At 65.7% G+C, this 17,167-nt stretch carries 19 protein-coding genes; 15 read left to right on the top strand and 4 right to left on the bottom strand.

Annotation, left to right across the window (positions count from 1 at the left end; genetic code table 11):
* Positions 1–3: 3 nt before the first annotated feature.
* The 4 genes from ACLIMP_RS13545 (at position 4) to ACLIMP_RS13560 (ending at position 2,395) form a co-directional block, all read left to right on the top strand.
* Positions 4–462, top strand: a complete 459-nt coding sequence (locus ACLIMP_RS13545) for a GNAT family N-acetyltransferase (protein ID WP_443477904.1) — start codon at positions 4–6, stop codon at positions 460–462.
* Between the two features lie 161 nt (positions 463–623).
* Positions 624–1,067: a Ros/MucR family transcriptional regulator gene (locus tag ACLIMP_RS13550; RefSeq protein ID WP_054440529.1), complete on the top strand. Its 444-nt coding sequence runs from the start codon at positions 624–626 to the stop codon at positions 1,065–1,067.
* 108 nt (positions 1,068–1,175) lie between these two features.
* Positions 1,176–1,613, top strand: a complete 438-nt coding sequence (locus ACLIMP_RS13555; RefSeq protein ID WP_054440532.1) for a Fur family transcriptional regulator — start codon at positions 1,176–1,178, stop codon at positions 1,611–1,613.
* Positions 1,610–2,395: a lysophospholipid acyltransferase family protein gene (locus ACLIMP_RS13560; protein ID WP_443477905.1), complete on the top strand. Its 786-nt coding sequence runs from the start codon at positions 1,610–1,612 to the stop codon at positions 2,393–2,395. The genes ACLIMP_RS13555 and ACLIMP_RS13560 overlap by 4 nt, the downstream gene beginning before the upstream one ends.
* A gap of 89 nt (positions 2,396–2,484) precedes the next feature.
* Here ACLIMP_RS13560 and ACLIMP_RS13565 read toward each other — a convergent pair whose 3' ends face one another.
* Positions 2,485–3,147 carry a hypothetical protein gene (locus tag ACLIMP_RS13565; RefSeq protein WP_185996998.1) on the bottom strand — a complete coding sequence of 221 codons (663 nt, stop codon included), beginning with the start codon at positions 3,145–3,147 and terminating at the stop codon, positions 2,485–2,487.
* 67 nt (positions 3,148–3,214) lie between these two features.
* Here ACLIMP_RS13565 and ispH point away from each other — a divergent pair, with 67 nt between their 5' ends.
* The 5 genes from ispH to ACLIMP_RS13590 all read left to right on the top strand — a co-directional run bounded on the left by ispH (position 3,215) and on the right by ACLIMP_RS13590 (position 8,334).
* Complete coding sequence (ispH, locus tag ACLIMP_RS13570; protein ID WP_324696100.1) at positions 3,215–4,201, top strand: 4-hydroxy-3-methylbut-2-enyl diphosphate reductase; 987 nt, start codon at positions 3,215–3,217, stop codon at positions 4,199–4,201.
* Between the two features lie 13 nt (positions 4,202–4,214).
* Positions 4,215–5,204 carry a homoserine kinase gene (gene thrB, locus ACLIMP_RS13575; protein ID WP_324696102.1) on the top strand — a complete coding sequence of 330 codons (990 nt, stop codon included), beginning with the start codon at positions 4,215–4,217 and terminating at the stop codon, positions 5,202–5,204.
* Complete coding sequence (rnhA, locus tag ACLIMP_RS13580; RefSeq protein WP_054440540.1) at positions 5,201–5,638, top strand: ribonuclease HI; 438 nt, start codon at positions 5,201–5,203, stop codon at positions 5,636–5,638. Before thrB ends, rnhA begins: the two co-directional genes overlap by 4 nt.
* Positions 5,639–5,807: 169 nt before the next feature.
* The gene (locus tag ACLIMP_RS13585) at positions 5,808–7,145 is read left to right on the top strand and encodes a hypothetical protein (RefSeq protein ID WP_185996995.1); all 1,338 of its coding nucleotides are present in this window, start codon (positions 5,808–5,810) and stop codon (positions 7,143–7,145) included.
* 52 nt (positions 7,146–7,197) lie between these two features.
* Positions 7,198–8,334, top strand: a complete 1,137-nt coding sequence (locus ACLIMP_RS13590) for an FUSC family protein (protein ID WP_231636123.1) — start codon at positions 7,198–7,200, stop codon at positions 8,332–8,334.
* Between the two features lie 3 nt (positions 8,335–8,337).
* Here ACLIMP_RS13590 and ACLIMP_RS13595 read toward each other — a convergent pair whose 3' ends face one another.
* From ACLIMP_RS13595 to ACLIMP_RS13605, 3 genes are all read right to left on the bottom strand, one after another.
* On the bottom strand, positions 8,338–8,520 hold the full coding sequence (locus ACLIMP_RS13595) for a YegP family protein (protein WP_054440545.1): 183 nt from the start codon (positions 8,518–8,520) through the stop codon (positions 8,338–8,340).
* An 83-nt stretch (positions 8,521–8,603) separates the two neighbouring features.
* Entirely contained in the window at positions 8,604–9,695 is a 1,092-nt protein-coding gene (locus tag ACLIMP_RS13600) for an NAD(P)/FAD-dependent oxidoreductase (RefSeq protein ID WP_324696108.1), read from the bottom strand.
* Between the two features lie 7 nt (positions 9,696–9,702).
* Entirely contained in the window at positions 9,703–10,695 is a 993-nt protein-coding gene (locus ACLIMP_RS13605) for an alpha/beta hydrolase (RefSeq protein ID WP_324699062.1), read from the bottom strand.
* A gap of 91 nt (positions 10,696–10,786) precedes the next feature.
* Here ACLIMP_RS13605 and ACLIMP_RS13610 point away from each other — a divergent pair, with 91 nt between their 5' ends.
* The 6 genes from ACLIMP_RS13610 to ACLIMP_RS13635 all read left to right on the top strand — a co-directional run bounded on the left by ACLIMP_RS13610 (position 10,787) and on the right by ACLIMP_RS13635 (position 17,156).
* Positions 10,787–11,485, top strand: coding sequence for an A24 family peptidase (locus tag ACLIMP_RS13610; RefSeq protein ID WP_324696111.1), 699 nt, complete (start codon positions 10,787–10,789; stop codon positions 11,483–11,485).
* Positions 11,486–11,570: 85 nt separating this feature from the next.
* Positions 11,571–12,593: a Flp pilus assembly protein CpaB gene (cpaB, locus tag ACLIMP_RS13615; RefSeq protein ID WP_054440549.1), complete on the top strand. Its 1,023-nt coding sequence runs from the start codon at positions 11,571–11,573 to the stop codon at positions 12,591–12,593.
* On the top strand, positions 12,593–14,161 hold the full coding sequence (locus tag ACLIMP_RS13620) for a type II and III secretion system protein family protein (RefSeq protein WP_443477906.1): 1,569 nt from the start codon (positions 12,593–12,595) through the stop codon (positions 14,159–14,161). Before cpaB ends, ACLIMP_RS13620 begins: the two co-directional genes overlap by 1 nt.
* 14 nt (positions 14,162–14,175) lie before the next feature.
* Positions 14,176–14,844 (top strand): CpaD family pilus assembly protein, encoded by a 669-nt coding sequence (locus ACLIMP_RS13625; protein WP_324696115.1) that lies wholly within the window; start codon positions 14,176–14,178, stop codon positions 14,842–14,844.
* 3 nt (positions 14,845–14,847) lie between these two features.
* Positions 14,848–16,155 carry a CpaE/TadZ family protein gene (locus ACLIMP_RS13630; RefSeq protein ID WP_324696118.1) on the top strand — a complete coding sequence of 436 codons (1,308 nt, stop codon included), beginning with the start codon at positions 14,848–14,850 and terminating at the stop codon, positions 16,153–16,155.
* Between the two features lie 29 nt (positions 16,156–16,184).
* Positions 16,185–17,156: a type II secretion system F family protein gene (locus ACLIMP_RS13635; protein WP_324696120.1), complete on the top strand. Its 972-nt coding sequence runs from the start codon at positions 16,185–16,187 to the stop codon at positions 17,154–17,156.
* Positions 17,157–17,167 lie beyond the last annotated feature (11 nt).

The raw sequence follows: 17,167 nt of genomic DNA on the forward strand, positions 1-17,167 counted from the left end.
CGGATGCTTGACGATCTCGACCAGATCATGGCCGTGATGGCCACGGCGTTCGACCCGGCCTGGGGCGAGGCATGGAACAGGCGCCAGGTCGAAGACGCGCTCACTCTGGGAAATTGTCACTATTTCCTCGTTTCGCCCGAAGGAAAACCCCTGACGGAAGGGGAAATCGCGGCCGGATTTTCACTGTCGCGAACGGGCTACGAAGAAGAAGAGTTACTGCTTTTCGCAGTAGATCCGCAGTTCCGCCGGAAAGGACTTGGGCGATCCATATTGGACGCACTTAGACTTGCCGCAGGAGCACGGGGCGCTAAACGACTTCTACTTGAAATGAGAAGAGGAAACTCGGCAGAGTCTCTTTACGCAACCTTCGGATTCTATGCCATCGGCGAACGGAAAGATTACTACCGTACACCGAACGGCGAGAGAATCGATGCACTGACCTTTGCTTGCGACATAGACTGACGGAATCTAACAGTATTAATCGGATTGATTTCGTTACAATTGTCACAATTAGGAACGACTTGTAATTGATCTTGTATTCCAGATTGAAATGGTCCAAGGCGAAACGGCAGGCCTAAAAGGCTCGCCCGATCCAGTAATGGTCGCAAAAAAGAGGTCGTAAAATGGAAATCATTCAGGCTGATGCCAACGAGACGTTGATCACGCTCACGTCCGACATCGTTGCAGCTCATGTCAGCAACAACAACGTCAACGTAGAAGACCTGCCCACGCTCATCACCAATGTCTACGGCGCTCTCGCCGGACTTGGCGGTACGCCCGTCGTCGAGGAAGAAAAGCCCGAGCCCGCCGTTTCGGTGCGCGCTTCGGTGAAGCCCGACTACATCGTCTGCCTTGAGGACGGCAAGAAGCTGAAAATGCTCAAGCGTCACCTCATGACCCATTACAACATGACCCCGGAAGAATATCGCGCGCGCTGGAACCTGCCCGCCGACTATCCGATGGTTGCCCCCAACTACGCCGAGAAGCGTCGCGAACTGGCCAAGAAGATCGGCCTGGGCCGCAAGCCCAACGCGCGCCGCGGCCGCAAGCCCAAGGCTGCCGCCTGATTTCAGGCCGCGCCGACTTACGCCCGGCAAACGGGCGTTCGAAGGTTGTGATTAAGGGCACGGCCGCCTATCTAGGTGGCCGTGCCTTTTCATTGATACAGGTCAAACGTGCATCAACCAATCGACATCGAAGCCCTCTGCGCTGAACGCGGCCTTCGGATTACCGAACAGCGCCGCATCATCGCGAAGGTTCTTTCCGAGAGTACCGACCACCCCGATGTCGAGAAGCTCCACGAACGCGCAACCGCGCTGGACCCGGGCATCTCGATCGCCACGGTCTACCGCACCGTGCGCCTTTTCGAGGAAGCCGGCATTCTTGACCGTCACGACTTCGGCGACGGCCGTGCCCGCTACGAAGCCGCGCCCGAAGCACACCACGATCACATGATCGACGTGGAAACCGGCCAGGTCATCGAATTCGTCGACCCGGAACTGGAATCGCTCCAGCGCCAGATCGCCGAAAAGCTCGGCTTCCGCCTCGTCGACCACCGCATGGAACTCTTCGGCGTCCGTATCGAGCGCGAGGACGGCGAAACCCGCAAGTGACGGCCGAGGCTCCGGCCCCGGACCTGCTTTCAAAAAGGCGGATCGCACCCCGGGGCTGGGCCCTGGTCGCGGTCCGCCTTTTTGCGTTGTTGCTGCTGCTCACGCTCTGCATTCCCGCCTATTACGCCCTTGCCCCGATCACCCGACACAATCCGGTGCCGCGCCTGTTCCTGCGCACGGTCGGCACAATTTGCGGGCTGCGCATCAGGAAACTGGGCGCGCTGCCCGTCCCCGGCAGCTTCTTCATCGCCAATCATGTGAGCTGGCTAGATATTCCCGCGCTTGCAGGCGCCACCGGCACCGCATTCGTCGCGCATGACGGCCTCGCCGGGTTCGGCCCGCTCCGCTGGCTCTGCGAACTTAACGACACCGTGTTCATCGCCCGCCACCAGCGCGCAACGGTGTCCATCCAGATCGAGCAGATTCGCGCCGCCATGCACGAAACCGGCGCGCTGGCTGTGTTCCCCGAAGGCACGACATCGGGCGGCGTCGAACTGCTGCCCTTCAAATCCTCGCTGCTCTCCGCGATAGAAGGCCACGACCGGCACGTCGCCGTGCAGCCGGTCTGGCTCGACTATGGCCCGGAAGCGCGCGAGATCGCCTGGGTGGGAGACGAACCCGGCCTCGACAATGCGCTGCACATCCTGGCCCGCTGGCGGCCGATCCCGCTCACCCTGCATTTCCTGCCGCCGCTGACCGGGGAAGAACGGACGAACCGCAAAACCATGGCGCACGGCGCACGGCGGGCGATCGCACGGGCCATGGGGCTCGATCCGGACTGAGCCGGCCTAACAACGCCGCAAACGGACGTTTACATGGAGTTTGAATGGCCGGCCGGGAGACAATGCCCCCGGCGGTCATCAGCCCCGGATCAACGCGTGGCGTTGTAGGCGAGCTGCTTTTCGTCAAGCTGGAAGCCCACCAGAACTTCGAAGCTGGAGCGCGCGACGGCGGCCTTCACGGTGGGATCCGACAGCGGATCGACGGCCGCGTCAGTATCGCCGGCCTTGCGCTTGCGAGTGATACGCTCGCGGATATCGGCGGGCAGCGTTGCTGCGGCACGGTCGATATAGGCCGAAGCGGTGGTGTGCGCCTGCGCGCGGTCCTGGCCGTCAGCGAAGTTCACCGTCACCTGGCCGACGCGCTTCGAAATGACGGCAGTGCCGCCCTGAAGCACCGAGACGAAATAGGGCAGCGTCACCTGACGCGCGCCCTGCGTGTCGTTGCGGCGGGCGAGAATGTCGAAGTCCACCTTGGCGAAAACCTTGTCCCCGCTCTGGTCGTTGCACTGGGTGCGCACGTTGGTCATCGCGGCAACCACGTCGATATTGGCTGCGGTGCGATCGTTCGGAGCGCGGAACAGCGTGATATCGCCGGTATATTCGGGAATGCCGACCGCCGGGCAGGTCGAGCGGACCGCCGTGATGCCCACACCCGAATCGACCACGATCTCGCCCTTCTTGGCGCAGCCGCTCAGCGCGGTCACCGCGACGGCGGAGCAGAGGATAGTGGCAGTCAGGCGGCGTGCATTCATCGTGAGGTTCCTCGAAGACGTCGGCTTGCCCTAGCGGCGCAAGCGGCAAAGCGCTAGAGGCCCATTCATGAACGCGCCCTTTCCATCGCCTACGTCCGCGCCCGTGCCGTCCGGTTCGGAGCAGCCCCTGCGCCTCCTGATCGCCGCCCCGCGCGGGTTCTGCGCCGGGGTCGATCGCGCCATCGAGATCGTCGAGCGTGCGCTCGAAATCTACGGCGCGCCGGTCTACGTGCGCCACGAGATCGTTCACAACAAGTTCGTGGTGGACAATCTCAAGGACAAGGGCGCCGTCTTCGTCGAGAGCGTGGACCAGGTGCCGGACGGCGTGCCGGTGATCTTCTCGGCCCACGGCGTGCCCAAGTCGGTGCCGGCAAAAGCCACCGCGCGCGGCCTCGAATGGCTGGATGCGACCTGCCCGCTGGTCAGCAAGGTGCACCGCCAGGCCGAACGCCAGATCGCGGACGGCCGCCATATCCTCTTCATCGGCCATGCCGGCCACCCCGAGGTCATCGGCACCTTCGGGCAGGTTCCCGAAGGCACCATGTCGCTGATCGAGACGGTGGAAGATGTCGCCACGGTCAAGGTGCCGGAAGGCGTCGAACTCGCGTATCTGTCACAGACCACGCTTTCGGTGGACGATACCGCAGCGATCATCGCCGCCATCGAGTCGCGCTTCCCCGATGTCGTTGCACCCAAGCAGGAAGACATCTGCTACGCCACGTCCAACCGCCAGACCGCGGTGAAACAGATCGCGCCGGACTGCGAGATGGTGCTGGTGATCGGCTCGCCCAAGAGCTCGAACTCGCTGCGCCTCGTCGAAGTGGCGGAGCGGGCTGGTTCGCGCGGCCAGATGATCCAGCGCGCGAGCGACATCGCTCCGGAATGGCTGACGGGCATCGCCACACTGGGCCTCACCGCCGGGGCCTCGGCGCCGGAAGCGCTGGTGAACGAAGTGATCGCGCGCATCAAGGAACTGCGCACGGTCGAATCCGAGGAACGGGTGACCGCAGAGGAAACCATCACGTTCAAGCTGCCGCGCCAGCTCGCCCGCTGAAGGATCCACATCAATGGCTGTCTATACCCGACTCGGCGCGGAAGAAATGTCCGCGATCGTCGAGACCTTCGACGTCGGCTCGCTGATCTCCGCCAAGGGCATCGCCGAGGGCGTGTCCAACAGCAACTGGCTGATCGAGACGCAGCACGGCGAAAGCGCCCGCCGCTTCATCCTCACCGTATACGAGAGCCGGACGGACATTTCCGACCTGCCCTTCTTCCTCGACCTGCTCGACCATCTGGCCGCGCGCGATTGCCCGGTCCCCCGCACCATGCATGACCGCGACGGCGCGAGCCACCGCTTCATCGGCGAAGGCGAAGGCCGCAAGGCGCTGGCCCTGATCGAGTTCCTGCCCGGCGTCTCGGTGTCGGAACCGACGGCGGAACAGGCCCGCGCGGTCGGCGCGGCGCTGGCGCAGATCCACCTCGCCTCGGCGGACTTCGGCCAGGCCCGCACCAACTCGCTCGACCTGCCGGCCTGGCAGCAGCTTTTGGGAGACTGCGGCGCCGAAGGGCTCGAATCGATCCACCCCGAACTCGGCCGCCTCGTCGAACGCGAACTCGGCGTGCTGGCGCGCGAATGGCCGGCGGACCTTCCGGCCGGCGTGATCCATGCCGACCTGTTCCCCGACAACGTGCTGATGCTGGGCAACAAGGTGACGGGCCTGATCGACTTCTACTTCGCCTGCACCGACCTGCTAGCCTACGATGTTGCCGTTACTCATGCGGCCTGGTGCTTCAGCACTGACGGCACGCAGTTCCGCCCCGACCTGTCCCTTGCGCTGATCGAGGGTTACGAGGCCGTCCGGCCGCTCACCCCGGCAGAGCGCGAAAGCCTGCCGGTGCTGGCCCGCGGCGCGGCGGTGCGCTTCCTCGCCACCCGCGCCTACGACTGGCTGAACACGCCGGAAGACGCCCTCGTCACCCCGAAGGACCCGATGGCCTTCGCACGGCGACTTCAGTTCTATGCAGATCCGGCCAATTCCGGGATATTCGGCGCATGAAGCAAGTACAGATTTTCACGGATGGCGCCTGCAAGGGCAATCCCGGCCCCGGCGGCTGGGGCGTACTGCTGCGCATGGGCCAGCACGAGAAGGAAATGTCCGGCGGCGAACCCGACACCACCAACAACCGGATGGAGATGACCGCCGTCATCAAGGGCCTGAACGCCCTGACCGAGCCGTGCGAAGTCACGCTGCAGACCGACAGCAAATACGTGATCGACGGTATCACGAAGTGGGTCCACGGCTGGAAGAAGAAGGGCTGGGTGAACGCCAGCAAGCAGCCGGTCCGCAATGCCGACCTCTGGCATGACCTGATCGAGGCGGTCGCCCGCCACAAGGTCCAGTGGGAATGGGTCCGCGGCCATTCCGGCCACGCCGAGAACGAGCGCGTGGACAAGCTCGCCAGTGACGCGGCGGTCGCCGCAGGCAAGTAGCTCGATGTTCGCGCAGGTCCGAAAAAAGCGAACAGTCCCGTAGCGCACAAGCACGCATGGCCGGATAATACTGAATAACCCCCTTAGGCAGCATCGACAAAGCGCTTATGACTGGCGCTTGTCTCTATTCTCCATATGATCCTCCCAGTCTCTGAGGGGGGATCGAATCATGAATCGTAAATCTGTACGCTGGCTGCCGCGCGGCGTTTTCGCGCTGGGCCTGACGTTTGCAACCGCTCCGGCAGTGGCCCGTGATGCCTCGCCCACCACGCTGGAGGAAGCAGGTCCCGAAAACGGCTGGCAGTTGGAAATCGCCGCGATCAGGCGCGATTGCGCGAATTCCGGCCAGACATGCCTCGATCATTTCGAGCGCTATGCGAGAAGCAACCGGGAACGGTCGGCCAGCGCCGGATTCCTCGGCGTCGGCAGCGGATTGACGTTCTGGGGAACCGGCGAAGAACTCCACTACACCGAAGTGATCCGCAAGGTCGACAGTGTCCAGCTCGAGTATCAGATCGGTTTCGGTTACGTGCTCTTCGCCAAGCAGCGCGACGCACGGATCGACGGCAACGGCGTACTGTTCGGCTTGCCCGCCAACGCCGCCGGCCAGGCCGGGATCACGCAATTCTCCGCATCCATCATCGGCATCGCACCTGACAGTCTGAAAGATGCCAATGGAAGTCCGGCCAATTGCAAGACCGACGATCTCGACCCCGAGAGCGCACTGCTCTGCGCTCTGGACATGCAACCCACTGTCACTCAGGCCTACTATCAGACGGCCTCGGGCCGCATGTCGGCCGCGTTCGAGCGCTGGCGCCGAAGCCTCGCCAAGAGACCGGTCACGCCCCCCGCCATATGCCCGCAAGTCATCAATTTTCGCAAGGTCGACCGCTCCGTAAAGGAAGGCAAAATCGACCCTTCGCCCGCGATCCTCGCGGCAGCGAAGGAGATGAACGACATGCTCGCCGCAGCCTGTCTCAATCCACGCCCCAACGCCCGCATCAGCTACAAGTCGGGCCTGCCGGAATTGAAGGCGATCAACGGCAACGTGAAGCTCAATCTGGGAGACGGCGGAGCATCGGCCGCACAATCGCTGGTCGCCGAAGGCTACTATCGCACGAAATCGCATCTCGCCACGATCAGCGCCGAGGGAACGGGGTCTGCCACATCCAGGAGCAAGGCGCCGGAGGCGGCAACGGCGACAGCCGCGCAGTTGGTCCTGTTCGATCAGAACAATGACCACTATGCCGAATTCACCATGAACGGTCTGAAGCAGTCCTCGAAGCTTCCCTCCATCCTCGCCTCCATCATCACCATGGAGCAAAGCGACGAAGCACAGCGGCTCCGGCTCCAGATGGCGTGTAGCGGGGGTTCCGTCTCGGTGCCGCAAGGCGGAAATCCGGTTACCGATCCGGTCGCCTTCACCAACCTTGTCTTCGAGGTTCGCAAGGCCGTCGACAATCCGGCATATGCCTGCCAGTCCCAGTTCCCTGCTGAACGAAGATAGCGCTCCCCGTCGAATGGTTGTCAGCGCCGTGAAGCGCGGCTAATCCCGGCGCGTGCCACATGCCTTCGACCACCGGCTTACAGCGCCTCGCGGCTTTGCGGACGCGCTCAAGCGGGAAGCCCGCGCGCTGGTGACGCCGGGTCCGCGCATGGCGGACGAATGGGCCTGCGTGGCCTCGGTCATGCTGGCTATCCTCATCGCGCACCTGATAGGTGCGCAGATGGTTGCGTGGGCCGCCTTCACGGCCTTCGTCCTGCTCAAGAGCGAGACTGCGGAAACCCTGCTGCGCGGCGTGCTGCGCATTGCGGGAACCGCGATCGGATCGCTATTGGCCCTGGCGATCGTGCCCTATGCCGCCCACTCCCTGCCGCTCGCCATGGCGAGCGCGGCGCTGGTGGGCGCGGTGGGCCTCTACGGCATGATTACCGCCCGGCGCGCCTATGCATGGCTGCTGTTCGGACTGACGTTCGAGATGATCCTGCTGGACAAGCTCGAACATCCCGACCTCGACACCATCCACTTCGCGCAGACCCGGATGCTCGAGGTGATCGCGGGCACCGTGGCCTGCGTGATCGTCAGCCTTTCCGCCGCAACGCTTTCGGGCAGGAAGTGGCTGGCGGGCCGCAAACCCGCGCCGGACCGGATGAAATGGCACCCCCACGCCGCGCGCCACGCAGCGCAGGCCGGTATCGCCATCGCCGTGCTGCCGGTGCTCCACGCCCTGTTCCAGATGCCGCAGATGGCGCAGGCCGCCGTGACCGTGATGGCGGTGATGATCGTTCCCGTAACCGGCATCGGCGCGAGCGGCTTCGTGCCGGTGACGCGGCGCCTGTTCCAGCGCACGCTCGGTTGCCTGGCGGGCGGCGGCCTTTCGCTTGCAGTGCTGCTGCTGGCACAGGGCAGCACGCCCGTCCTGATCGCGGGCACCTGCCTTGGCATCGTCATCGGCCGCCATATTGAGAACGGCCTCCCGAACGTCACTTACCTGGGCCTGCAGTTCACGCTTGCCGTGCTGGTCGTGCTCGTGCCCGATTCCTACGCCGATGCCCGGATCATGCCCGCCGTCCACCGGCTGGCGAGCATCTTCGTCGGCATGGCCGTGCTGGAGCCGGTGCTGCTGGCATGGCACTTCGTCGCGCCCGGCAGGAAACCCGCCGAGCGCGGCGCTGAGGCCGAAAACAACGAGTGAGGATCAGCCCGTGGTCGTATCGACCACGTCGGCCGGGGGACCGTTCTTCTTGATCGATTCGATCGCGTTCTTCGCGGAAGCCTTGCTCGAATAGCCTTCCGTCCAGAACATGGTTTCGGAATTGTAGAGGAAGTAGGCAACATATTCGCCCGCCTTGTTCTGGCGGATTTCAAAGCGATGAGCCATCTCAGGTCTCCTTGCAGGAACACACCCTGTGCGCACTTGTGCAAGTTTCCCCGCGAAGTGGAAAGGGAAAACAGGCCGGCCGACTATCGCCGCCGAAACCGGCCGGGCGCGAACGGAGCGGGCTCGATCTCGCCTCCGGCCGCGCCCAGCAGCAGGGCGGCGCCAAGCTGCGCAGCGGCGGGCGCGGTCTGTATCCCGAAGCCGCCCTGCCCGGCGAACCAGAAGAACGCATCGTCACCGGGATCGAAGCCATAGACCGGCAAGCGATCCGGCGCGAAGGAGCGCAGGCCCGCCCAGCGATGCTCGACACGGCGAACCCGGCGATCCACGACCTGCTCGAACCTGTCGACGGCGAGCGCCACGTCGAGTTCCTCGGGCGCGGCGTCACACGGGGTGCTGGGCGTCTCGTCGTGAGGGCTCAGCCAGAGGCGGCCGCTCTCGGGCTTGAAGTAGAACGTGCCTGAAACGTCGAGAACGAGCGGCAGGCTGTCTGGCGCGGCAGGTTCGATTGCGACTTGCGCTATCGTGCGGCGATAGGCCGCGATACCGAGCGGGCGCACCCCCGCCTTCTCCGCCACCGGATCGGCCCAGGCACCGGCGGCGTCGACCAGCAGGTCGCAGCCCACGCGGCGGCCGTCGGCCAGTGAGAGCGCCCAGCCACCGGAAACGCGCTCGACAGCGGCGAGGCCGGAACGGCACCACAGGTCCACGCCGGCCCTGCGTGCGGCGGCGAGATAGTGCTGGTGCAGGCGGGCAACGTCGATGTCGCACGTGCTCGGTTCCAGCACGCCGCAAGTCCATTCCGGCCGCAGATCGGGTATGCGCGCCGCGATTTCCGCACGCCCCAGCACCGAGACATCGATGCCGACCGCGCCATATGTCTCGGCGAAATCGGATATCTCGCGCTCCTGCCCGCCGCGCCCGATGGTGAGTGCGCCGCGGGGCGCGAGGACGCCAAGGCGCCGCAGTTCCGGGCCGGAGGCGGTGGTCAGCGGCTTGACCTGCGGGCCGCCGTAGCTTTCGGTCCAGAACGCGGCGGAGCGTCCGGTGGCGTGATAACCGGGGCTTTCCTCGGCCTCGATCACCAGCACCCGTGCCTGCGCGCCCACGCGGGCGGCCAGCGAGGCACCGGCCATGCCGGCGCCCACTATGACGATATCGAACCTCGCATCCATAAGGGTTTCAGCCCCTAGCGGGCGCAGTCCGGTTCAGGAAGTCCCGTATGGCAGAGAGCGCCCGGTCTCGCACGACATCGCTTTCGCGCAGGATTTCGTGGCGCGATTCGCCCCCGAAGGCGACGAGTTCGGCCCTCGGCAAACGCCGCGCGGCACGGCGAATCGCGGGCCAGGACACCAGCCCGTCATGCCGTGTCGCCAGCAGCAGCACCGGCACGTCCACCGCCTCAAGCACGCCCCTGCCCTCCAGCAGGCGTATCGAGGCGAGCGCGCGTTCGATCCAGCCCCAGCTTGCCGGGCCCATCGCGATTCCCGGCCGTTCGCGGCGCCACCATGCCTCGTCGGCATAGCGGTCGTCATCATGAGTGAGCAGGCGTGAGCGGGCCTGCGGCAACAGCCCCGGTTTCTCGTTATGCTTCCATGCCGGACGGCGCGGATCGCCCAGCGCCGCAAGCCCGCGCGCGGCGACATGGAGCAGGTTCGCGGGCAGCCATGCAGGATGGATGCCCAGCATCGGCGCGGACAGCACGAGCGCGTCCGGGGCGACCTTGCCCTGCGCCACCGCCCGCATGGCGAGATGACCGCCCATCGAATGGCCGACGAGAACATGAGGCCCCGGCTGCTCCGCCGCCCAGGCGCTCCAGAAAGCGGCAAGGTCGTCTATCCAGAGGCCGAAATCGGCGACGTGCCCGGTCGTGGCATCGAAACCCAGCCGCCCGCTCAGCGACTGTCCGCGCCAGTCGATCGAACTGACCGCCCAGCCTTCCCGGTGCCACTGATCAAGCGATTCGAGCCATTTCTCGTAAGTGTCGCCCCGCCCGGGCAGGAACAGCAGCGAGCCGCGGGGAGCGGACGGCGCCGGCCAGTCGATCCGGCGCAGCGGTTCCGGCCCGGACGGACCGTTCCAGCGGCTTTCCACCGCATCTTCCGGGATCGCCCGGCGGGCGCGCGCGGCGCTTGCAGGCTCTGGGGAAACGGGCTTGTTCTCAAGGGTTTCAATGGTCACGTGGCGAATTCGGCCTCAGCACAGTGGTTACTGTTTGGTAAGCGGTATCCGCTAGATCGTGGCACGGGCAAAGGGGAATTCACGAATGCCGGGCACAGCCTTTTCGTATGCATTGCTGCTGGCCTTGGCAATCGCCCTGCTGCGCGCCGCCTTCACCGATATCAGGCGGCGGGAGATCGGCAACGGGCTCAATCTCGCCATTGCCCTTGCCGCCCCGCTGTGGTGGTGGGCCGCCGGTTTCGGCTGGGCCGACATCGCATGGCAGATCGGCCTTGCCGCCGTGACTTTCGCGCTGGCCTGCGTGCTGTTCGCGCTGCGCCAGATGGGCGGCGGCGACGTCAAGCTGCTCGCCGCGCTGGCGCTGTGGTTCGTGCCCGCCAGTTTCGGGCAGCTCATCGTGCTGATGGCGATGATCGGCGGCGGCGCCTCGATCGCCATGGCCGCCTTCAACATGGAGCGCGTTCCCGGCGAGAAGCTGCGGGACGCGCTGGGCTGGCTCGTCGCGCTCGGCTGGGTCTGGGCGGCGGGGGCCATCGTCTATGCCCTTGCCGTGCATCGGCCGGTGGTTTCGCCGGAACGACTCTCCGCAATCCATGCGGCGGTCCCGCAGGGCTGGATGCTCGCCCTTGCCGCGCTCGCGGTGGCTGCGCTGTTCCTGTCGGGCTTCCGCCACATCATGCGCCGCCAGAAGTCCCGCCTCCCCATTCCCTACGGAGTCGCGATCTCGGCGGCCGCGCTCTGGGTGATGGGAGAGCAGGCGCTTTCCACCAGCCTTGTTGGATGAACCCGATTTTAACCAATCCGGATGAAAATGCAGGGACTTGCTCAAGGATTTCGGGACTCGGGTATTCTGAAGGGGTCGCATAAGCATGGATAGGAAGAAGCTGGTGCTGCTGGCCACCGCGCTGCTGATTGCAGTGGTGACCGCGATGGCAGCCCGCTCGATGTTCGCCGGGGCAGCCGCGCCCCAGGCGGAGGCCGCCCAGCAGGCCCAGCCGACCGGCCCCAAGGTCCTCGTCGCCCAGCGCGCCCTGCCGGTGGGCACGATCATCACCGCGGACGCCGTGTCCTATCAGGACTGGCCGAAGGAACTGGTGAAGGACGCCTATTTCATCGACGGCGAATCCGACATGCAGAAGCTGCTCGGCACCGTCGTCCGCTTCCAGATCACCGCCGGCCAGCCGGTGACGCAGGGCGCGCTGGTGGCGCCGGGCGATCGCGGCTTCCTTGCCGCCGCGCTCGGCCCCGGCATGCGCGCCGTGACCATTCCCGTATCCGCCAAGACCGGCGTGGGCGGCTTCGTCTTTCCCGGCGACCATGTAGACCTCGTGCTGACGCAGGAAGTGCGCGGCAGCGACGGCGGCGACGCCCTGCGCGCCTCGGAAACGATCCTGCGCAACCTGCGCGTGCTCGCCACCGACCAGGCCACCGACAACGAAGTGGTGGACGGCAAGACCGTGGTTCACGCCTTCAGCACCGTCACGCTCGAAGTCACGCCGCGCATCGCCGAGAAAGTCGCCGTGGCGCAGGAGATCGGCACGCTCAGCCTCTCGCTGCGCGCCATAGCCGACAACCAGGGCGAGTTCGAGCGCATCCTCGCCAGCGGCGACATCAAGGTGCCCGAAGGCGCGACCCGCGAGCAGGAAGAGAAGATCATGAAGCAGGCCATGGAGCGCCCGCTCGAAGGGATCTCCACTTACATGACCGGCGGCGACGTTTCCCGCTTCCAGCGCTCCAGCCGCCCGGCGACGAGCACGGAAGTGGCCGCGCGCACGGTCACTGTCGCCAGCGCGCCGCAGGGCCCGTCCTCGGCGGCGCCGGTCCGCACGGGGCCCGTCGTCCGCGTCACGCGCGGCAAGGAAACCGTCGAAGTCCCCGTGAGCAGCCGCTGATGCCTGCCCTCACCGCCATTGGCCGCATCCATCCGACGAAGGATCACACGATGCAGACGCGCCTTCTCAAGTCCATGCTGGTCGCCGCCTGCGCGATTGCGCCGCTGGCCTCGCCGATCGCGGCAACGCCCGCCAGCGCCCAGTCCGTCGTCCAGCCCGCACAAGATCTCACGCTCTCGATCGGCAACGGCCAGCTCGTCAACGTGCCGGGCGCCATGGCCGACGTCTTCGTCGCCAATGACGCTGTGGCCGACGTGCAGGTCAAATCCGCCCGCCAGCTCTACGTCTTCGGCAAGGCGGGAGGCACCACTACCGTCTACGCCAGCAATTCGGCGGGCGCGGTGATCTGGTCGGCAACCGTCCGGGTCGGCTCCAACCTCGACAGCGTGGACGCCATGCTGCGGCTCGCCATGCCCGAGGCAAAGATCGGCGTTTCCACGATGGGCTCAAACACCTTCCTGCTTACGGGAACGATCAAGACCCCGGAAGACGCGGCCGAGGCCGAGCGCCTCGTCCAGGCCTACGCGGGCAAGGATTCGAACGTCATCAGCCGCCTGCGCATGGCGACCCCGCTTCAGGTCAACCTCCAGGTCCGCATCGCCGAAGTCAGCCGCTCGCTGGTGAAGTCGCTCCAGACCAACCTGACCACCGTGGACAGCACGGGCGGGTTCAAGTTCGGCGTCGGCCAGGGCCGCAGCGGATGGTTCGAGCAGCATGTCCCGGGCGGATCTCTCGGCACAGCCACTCCGCCCGACGGCGCTTCCGGCGTCAATCCGATCACCACCGGTTCCACTCTTGCCGCAGCGGGCAAGCTGTTCGGGGTCAACATCCTCGGTTCGCTCGACGCGGGCGAGACCATCGGCCTCGTCACCACGCTCGCCCAGCCCAACCTCACCGCCCTTTCAGGCGAGACGGCGGAGTTCCTGGCGGGCGGTGAATATCCGATCCCGATCAGCCAGGCCCTCGGCACCACCTCGATCGAATACAAGAAGTACGGTGTCAGCCTCAGCTATTCGCCCACGGTGCTGGCCAACGGCCGTATCTCGATGCGCGTGCGCCCAGAGGTTTCCGAGCTTTCGAGCCAGGGCGCGGTCAATTTCAACGGGTACGAAGTGCCGGCACTCACCGTGCGCCGCACCGAGACGACCGTGGAACTCGGCTCGGGCCAGAGCTTCATGATCGCGGGCCTGCTGAGCAACAATTCGCAGAACACCATCCAGAAGCTGCCGGGCGCGGGCGACCTGCCGATCCTCGGCTCGCTGTTCCGCTCGACCAGCTACAAACGCGGCGAGACCGAACTGGTCATCATCGTCACGCCCTATCTCGTCAACCCGGTGGACGCCTCGCAGATCGTGCTGCCGACAGACGGCTTCAACGCGCCGAACGACCTGCAACGCCTCCTCGGCAACATGGAGAGCGATGGGGTGAGCAAGGGCAAGGGCAGCCAGCCCGCCGCAGCAGCAGCGCCGGGAATCGGCGATGCCGACGGGTCCGCTCCTGCACAGGGCAAGTCGAAGCGCTCCGCCGCCACTGGCACCGCCCCCCAGCCCGGCTTCAGCCTGAAGTGAGAAAGATGAACCCGATGTCCATCCAGATTGCGCGGTCCGGGCGCCTCGTCGCCGGCTCGATCGCCCTCTCGCTCGGCCTGCTCGTAGCCGGTTGCGGCGGCATGGCCACCAACCGTTCGATGAACAGCGTGCACCAGCCGGTCGTCGAGAAAGTGAACTACACGCTCGACCTCGCCACGAACGGCAATGGAGCGGGCGACAGCGGGCTGGCACAGGGCGAGCAGAGCCGTCTTGCCGGCTGGTTCGACGCGATGGGACTCAAGTACGGCGACCGCGTCTTCATCGACGATCCCTCGCGCAATCCAGCCGTGCGCAGCGCGGTGGAAGCCGTGGCCGGACGTTACGGCCTGACCCTGGCCGAGGGCACACCCGTTACCGAGGGATATGTCACCGCCGGCAGCGCACGCATCGTGGTGGCCCGTACCCGGGCGTCGGTGCCCGGCTGCCCTGACTGGTCTGCCAAGAGCGACTTCAATCCGAACAACGGCCTCACCAGCAATTACGGCTGCGCCACCAATTCCAATCTCGCCGCGATGATCGCCAACCCGGAGGACCTGCTCCACGGCGCGCAGACGACCGGCCAGACCACGGTGATGAGCGCATCCAAGGCGATCGACGCCTATCGTAACGCGGCGCCAACCGGCGGGGCCACCGTCAAGGCGACTTCCAGCAAGGACAACTGAGTCATGAACGCACCCTGGAAATCCGGTGGCCCGAGCGGACGCGACCCCTTCGCCGCCTATCTCTGCGACGAGGCCTCGCTCGACGTGCTGCGCCCGATTGCCCTCGAAATGGGCTGGCAGCCGGAGAAGTGCAACAAGGGGGGGCTGCGCAACGCGGTCCAGTCCCTGTCGATCACGGCGAGCCCGAACATCCTGCTGGTGGACCTGTCGGAAAGCGGCGATCCGCTGAACGACATCAACGCGCTGGCCGAAGTCTGCGAGCCGGGCACGGTGGTGATCGCCATCGGCCAGGTCAACGACGTGCGCCTCTACCGCGACCTGCTCGCCAGCGGCATTCACGACTACCTGCTCAAGCCCCTCTCGCCCGGGCAGGTGCGCGATGCGCTGGCCCATGCGCAGGCCGTGTTCTCCGCACCGCGCCCGTCGGAGGCCGGTTCCGCCGGAACCCATGTTTCCACCGCCGTGATCGGCACGCGCGGCGGTGTCGGCGCATCCACGCTGGCCACTTCGATCGCATGGCTGTTCAGCGCCGACAACAAGCTGCCGACCGCCCTGCTCGACCTCGACATCCATTTCGGCACCGGCGCGCTCTGCCTCGATCTCGAACCGGGCCGCGGCCTGACCGACGCGATCGAGAACCCCAGCCGCATCGACGGCCTGTTCATCGAACGCGCCATGATCCGGGCCAACGACAATCTCGCGCTGCTTTCGGCCGAAGCGCCGATCAGCACCCCGCTGATGACCGACGGCGCCGCCTTCCTCCAGCTTGAGGAAGAGTTCCGGCAGGCCTTCGAGATGACCGTGATCGACATGCCGCGCAACATGCTGATCAACTTCCCCCAGCTCGTCGCCAATGTGAACGTGGTGGTGCTGGTGGTCGAACTCAGCCTCGCCTCGGCGCGCGACACGATCCGCATCCTGTCCTGGCTCAAGGCGAATGCGCCGCAGGCCCGCGTGATCCTGGTGGCCAACAAGGTCCAGCCGAGCCTTGCGGAAATCACCCGCGCCGATTTCGAGGCCTCGATCGAGGCGCCGATCCAGCTTTCGATCCCCTATGACCTCAAGGCCGCCTCGATGGCAGCCAAGCTCGGCCAGACTTTTGCCGATGCCAACCGCTCGAACCGGGCGGGTGCGGCGATGCGCGACCTGTCGCGCCTCATCATCGAGGTAGGCGGCGAGGCGGCGGAACTGGCCTCTGCCGGAAAGGCGCAGCCCGGCAAGAGCACCGCCGGCAAGACGTCGCTGCTCGGCAAGTTCGATCTCAAGTCCTTCATGGGCAAGGCCGCCCGGAAGGAAACCGCCGCCCGCTGAGGCGCGCGGTTCACGGAAGGCGGGCGTAGATGAACATGATGCAGCTTCTGCTGGTGGCGGTTGGCCTGCTGAGCATGATCGGGCTCATCCTGGCGGCATTCTCCGGCCCGTCTCCGGCCAAGGAATCGTCGCGCCGGCTGAAGGCCGTCCGCTATCGCCATTCGCAGAGCGCGACGGACCGGATGGAAGCGCAGATGCGCAAGGCCGTGGCGGCCCGCAAGCCCAAGGTCCACCGCACGGCGGGCTCGGGCTCTCGGATCGACGCGCTGGCCCTGCGCCTGCACCGCTCCGGCAGGAGCTGGACGCTGAAGCAGTACATCTCCGTTTCGGCCGGAGTGGGCCTGTTCGTCGCCGCGCTCGTCTTTCTGAAGTCCGGCGCCCCGCTGCTGGCGCTGGCGGTGGGCCTGTTCATCGGCGGCGGCGTGCCGCACTTCGTGCTGAACAAGCTGATCGCGCGGCGCACCAACGGCTTCATCGTCAAGTTCGCAGACGCCATCGAACTGCTCGTGCGCGGCCTGCGCTCCGGCCTGCCCGTCACCGAGACGCTGGGCGTGGTCGCCAAGGAAATTCCCGGCCCGGTGGGCCAGGAATTCAAGCTCGTGACCGAGCGCATCAAGATCGGCAAGACCATGGAGGACGCCCTCCAGGAAACCGCCGATCGGCTCGAAATCCCGGAATTCAACTTCTTCTGCATCACGCTGGCGATCCAGCGGGAAACCGGCGGCAACCTCGCCGAAACCCTTGCGAACCTTGCCGACGTACTGCGCAAGCGCGCCCAGATGAAGCTCAAGATCCGCGCGATGAGCTCGGAATCGAAGGCTTCGGCCTATATCGTCGGCGCCCTGCCCTTCATCGTCTTCGGCATGATCTGGTGGATCAACCCCGGCTACATCGGCAAGTTCTTCATCGACGAGCGCCTGATGGTCGCCGGCATGGGCGGCGCGGTGTGGATGGGGATCGGCGCCTTCATCATGGCCAAGATGGTCAGCTTCGAGATCTGAGCGAAGGATAG

Origin of the sequence: Novosphingobium aeonii (genome assembly GCF_052279045.1) — a bacterium.
Lineage (GTDB): Bacteria > Pseudomonadota > Alphaproteobacteria > Sphingomonadales > Sphingomonadaceae > Novosphingobium.

Excerpts from the sequence above, each read along its gene's own strand:
- ACLIMP_RS13600 (WP_324696108.1), bottom strand. The coding sequence starts at position 9,695 with ATGGATGCGAGGTTCGATATCGTCATAGTGGGCGCCGGCATGGCCGGT.
- thrB (WP_324696102.1), top strand. The coding sequence starts at position 4,215 with ATGGCTGTCTATACCCGACTCGGCGCGGAAGAAATGTCCGCGATCGTC.
- ACLIMP_RS13565 (WP_185996998.1), bottom strand. The coding sequence starts at position 3,147 with ATGAATGCACGCCGCCTGACTGCCACTATCCTCTGCTCCGCCGTCGCG.
- ACLIMP_RS13550 (WP_054440529.1), top strand. The coding sequence starts at position 624 with ATGGAAATCATTCAGGCTGATGCCAACGAGACGTTGATCACGCTCACG.
- ACLIMP_RS13595 (WP_054440545.1), bottom strand. The coding sequence starts at position 8,520 with ATGGCTCATCGCTTTGAAATCCGCCAGAACAAGGCGGGCGAATATGTT.
- ACLIMP_RS13625 (WP_324696115.1), top strand. The coding sequence starts at position 14,176 with ATGTCCATCCAGATTGCGCGGTCCGGGCGCCTCGTCGCCGGCTCGATC.
- ispH (WP_324696100.1), top strand. The coding sequence starts at position 3,215 with ATGAACGCGCCCTTTCCATCGCCTACGTCCGCGCCCGTGCCGTCCGGT.
- ACLIMP_RS13620 (WP_443477906.1), top strand. The coding sequence starts at position 12,593 with ATGCCTGCCCTCACCGCCATTGGCCGCATCCATCCGACGAAGGATCAC.
- rnhA (WP_054440540.1), top strand. The coding sequence starts at position 5,201 with ATGAAGCAAGTACAGATTTTCACGGATGGCGCCTGCAAGGGCAATCCC.
- ACLIMP_RS13635 (WP_324696120.1), top strand. The coding sequence starts at position 16,185 with ATGAACATGATGCAGCTTCTGCTGGTGGCGGTTGGCCTGCTGAGCATG.
- ACLIMP_RS13630 (WP_324696118.1), top strand. The coding sequence starts at position 14,848 with ATGAACGCACCCTGGAAATCCGGTGGCCCGAGCGGACGCGACCCCTTC.
- ACLIMP_RS13545 (WP_443477904.1), top strand. The coding sequence starts at position 4 with ATGCTTGACGATCTCGACCAGATCATGGCCGTGATGGCCACGGCGTTC.
- ACLIMP_RS13610 (WP_324696111.1), top strand. The coding sequence starts at position 10,787 with ATGCCGGGCACAGCCTTTTCGTATGCATTGCTGCTGGCCTTGGCAATC.
- ACLIMP_RS13585 (WP_185996995.1), top strand. The coding sequence starts at position 5,808 with ATGAATCGTAAATCTGTACGCTGGCTGCCGCGCGGCGTTTTCGCGCTG.
- cpaB (WP_054440549.1), top strand. The coding sequence starts at position 11,571 with ATGGATAGGAAGAAGCTGGTGCTGCTGGCCACCGCGCTGCTGATTGCA.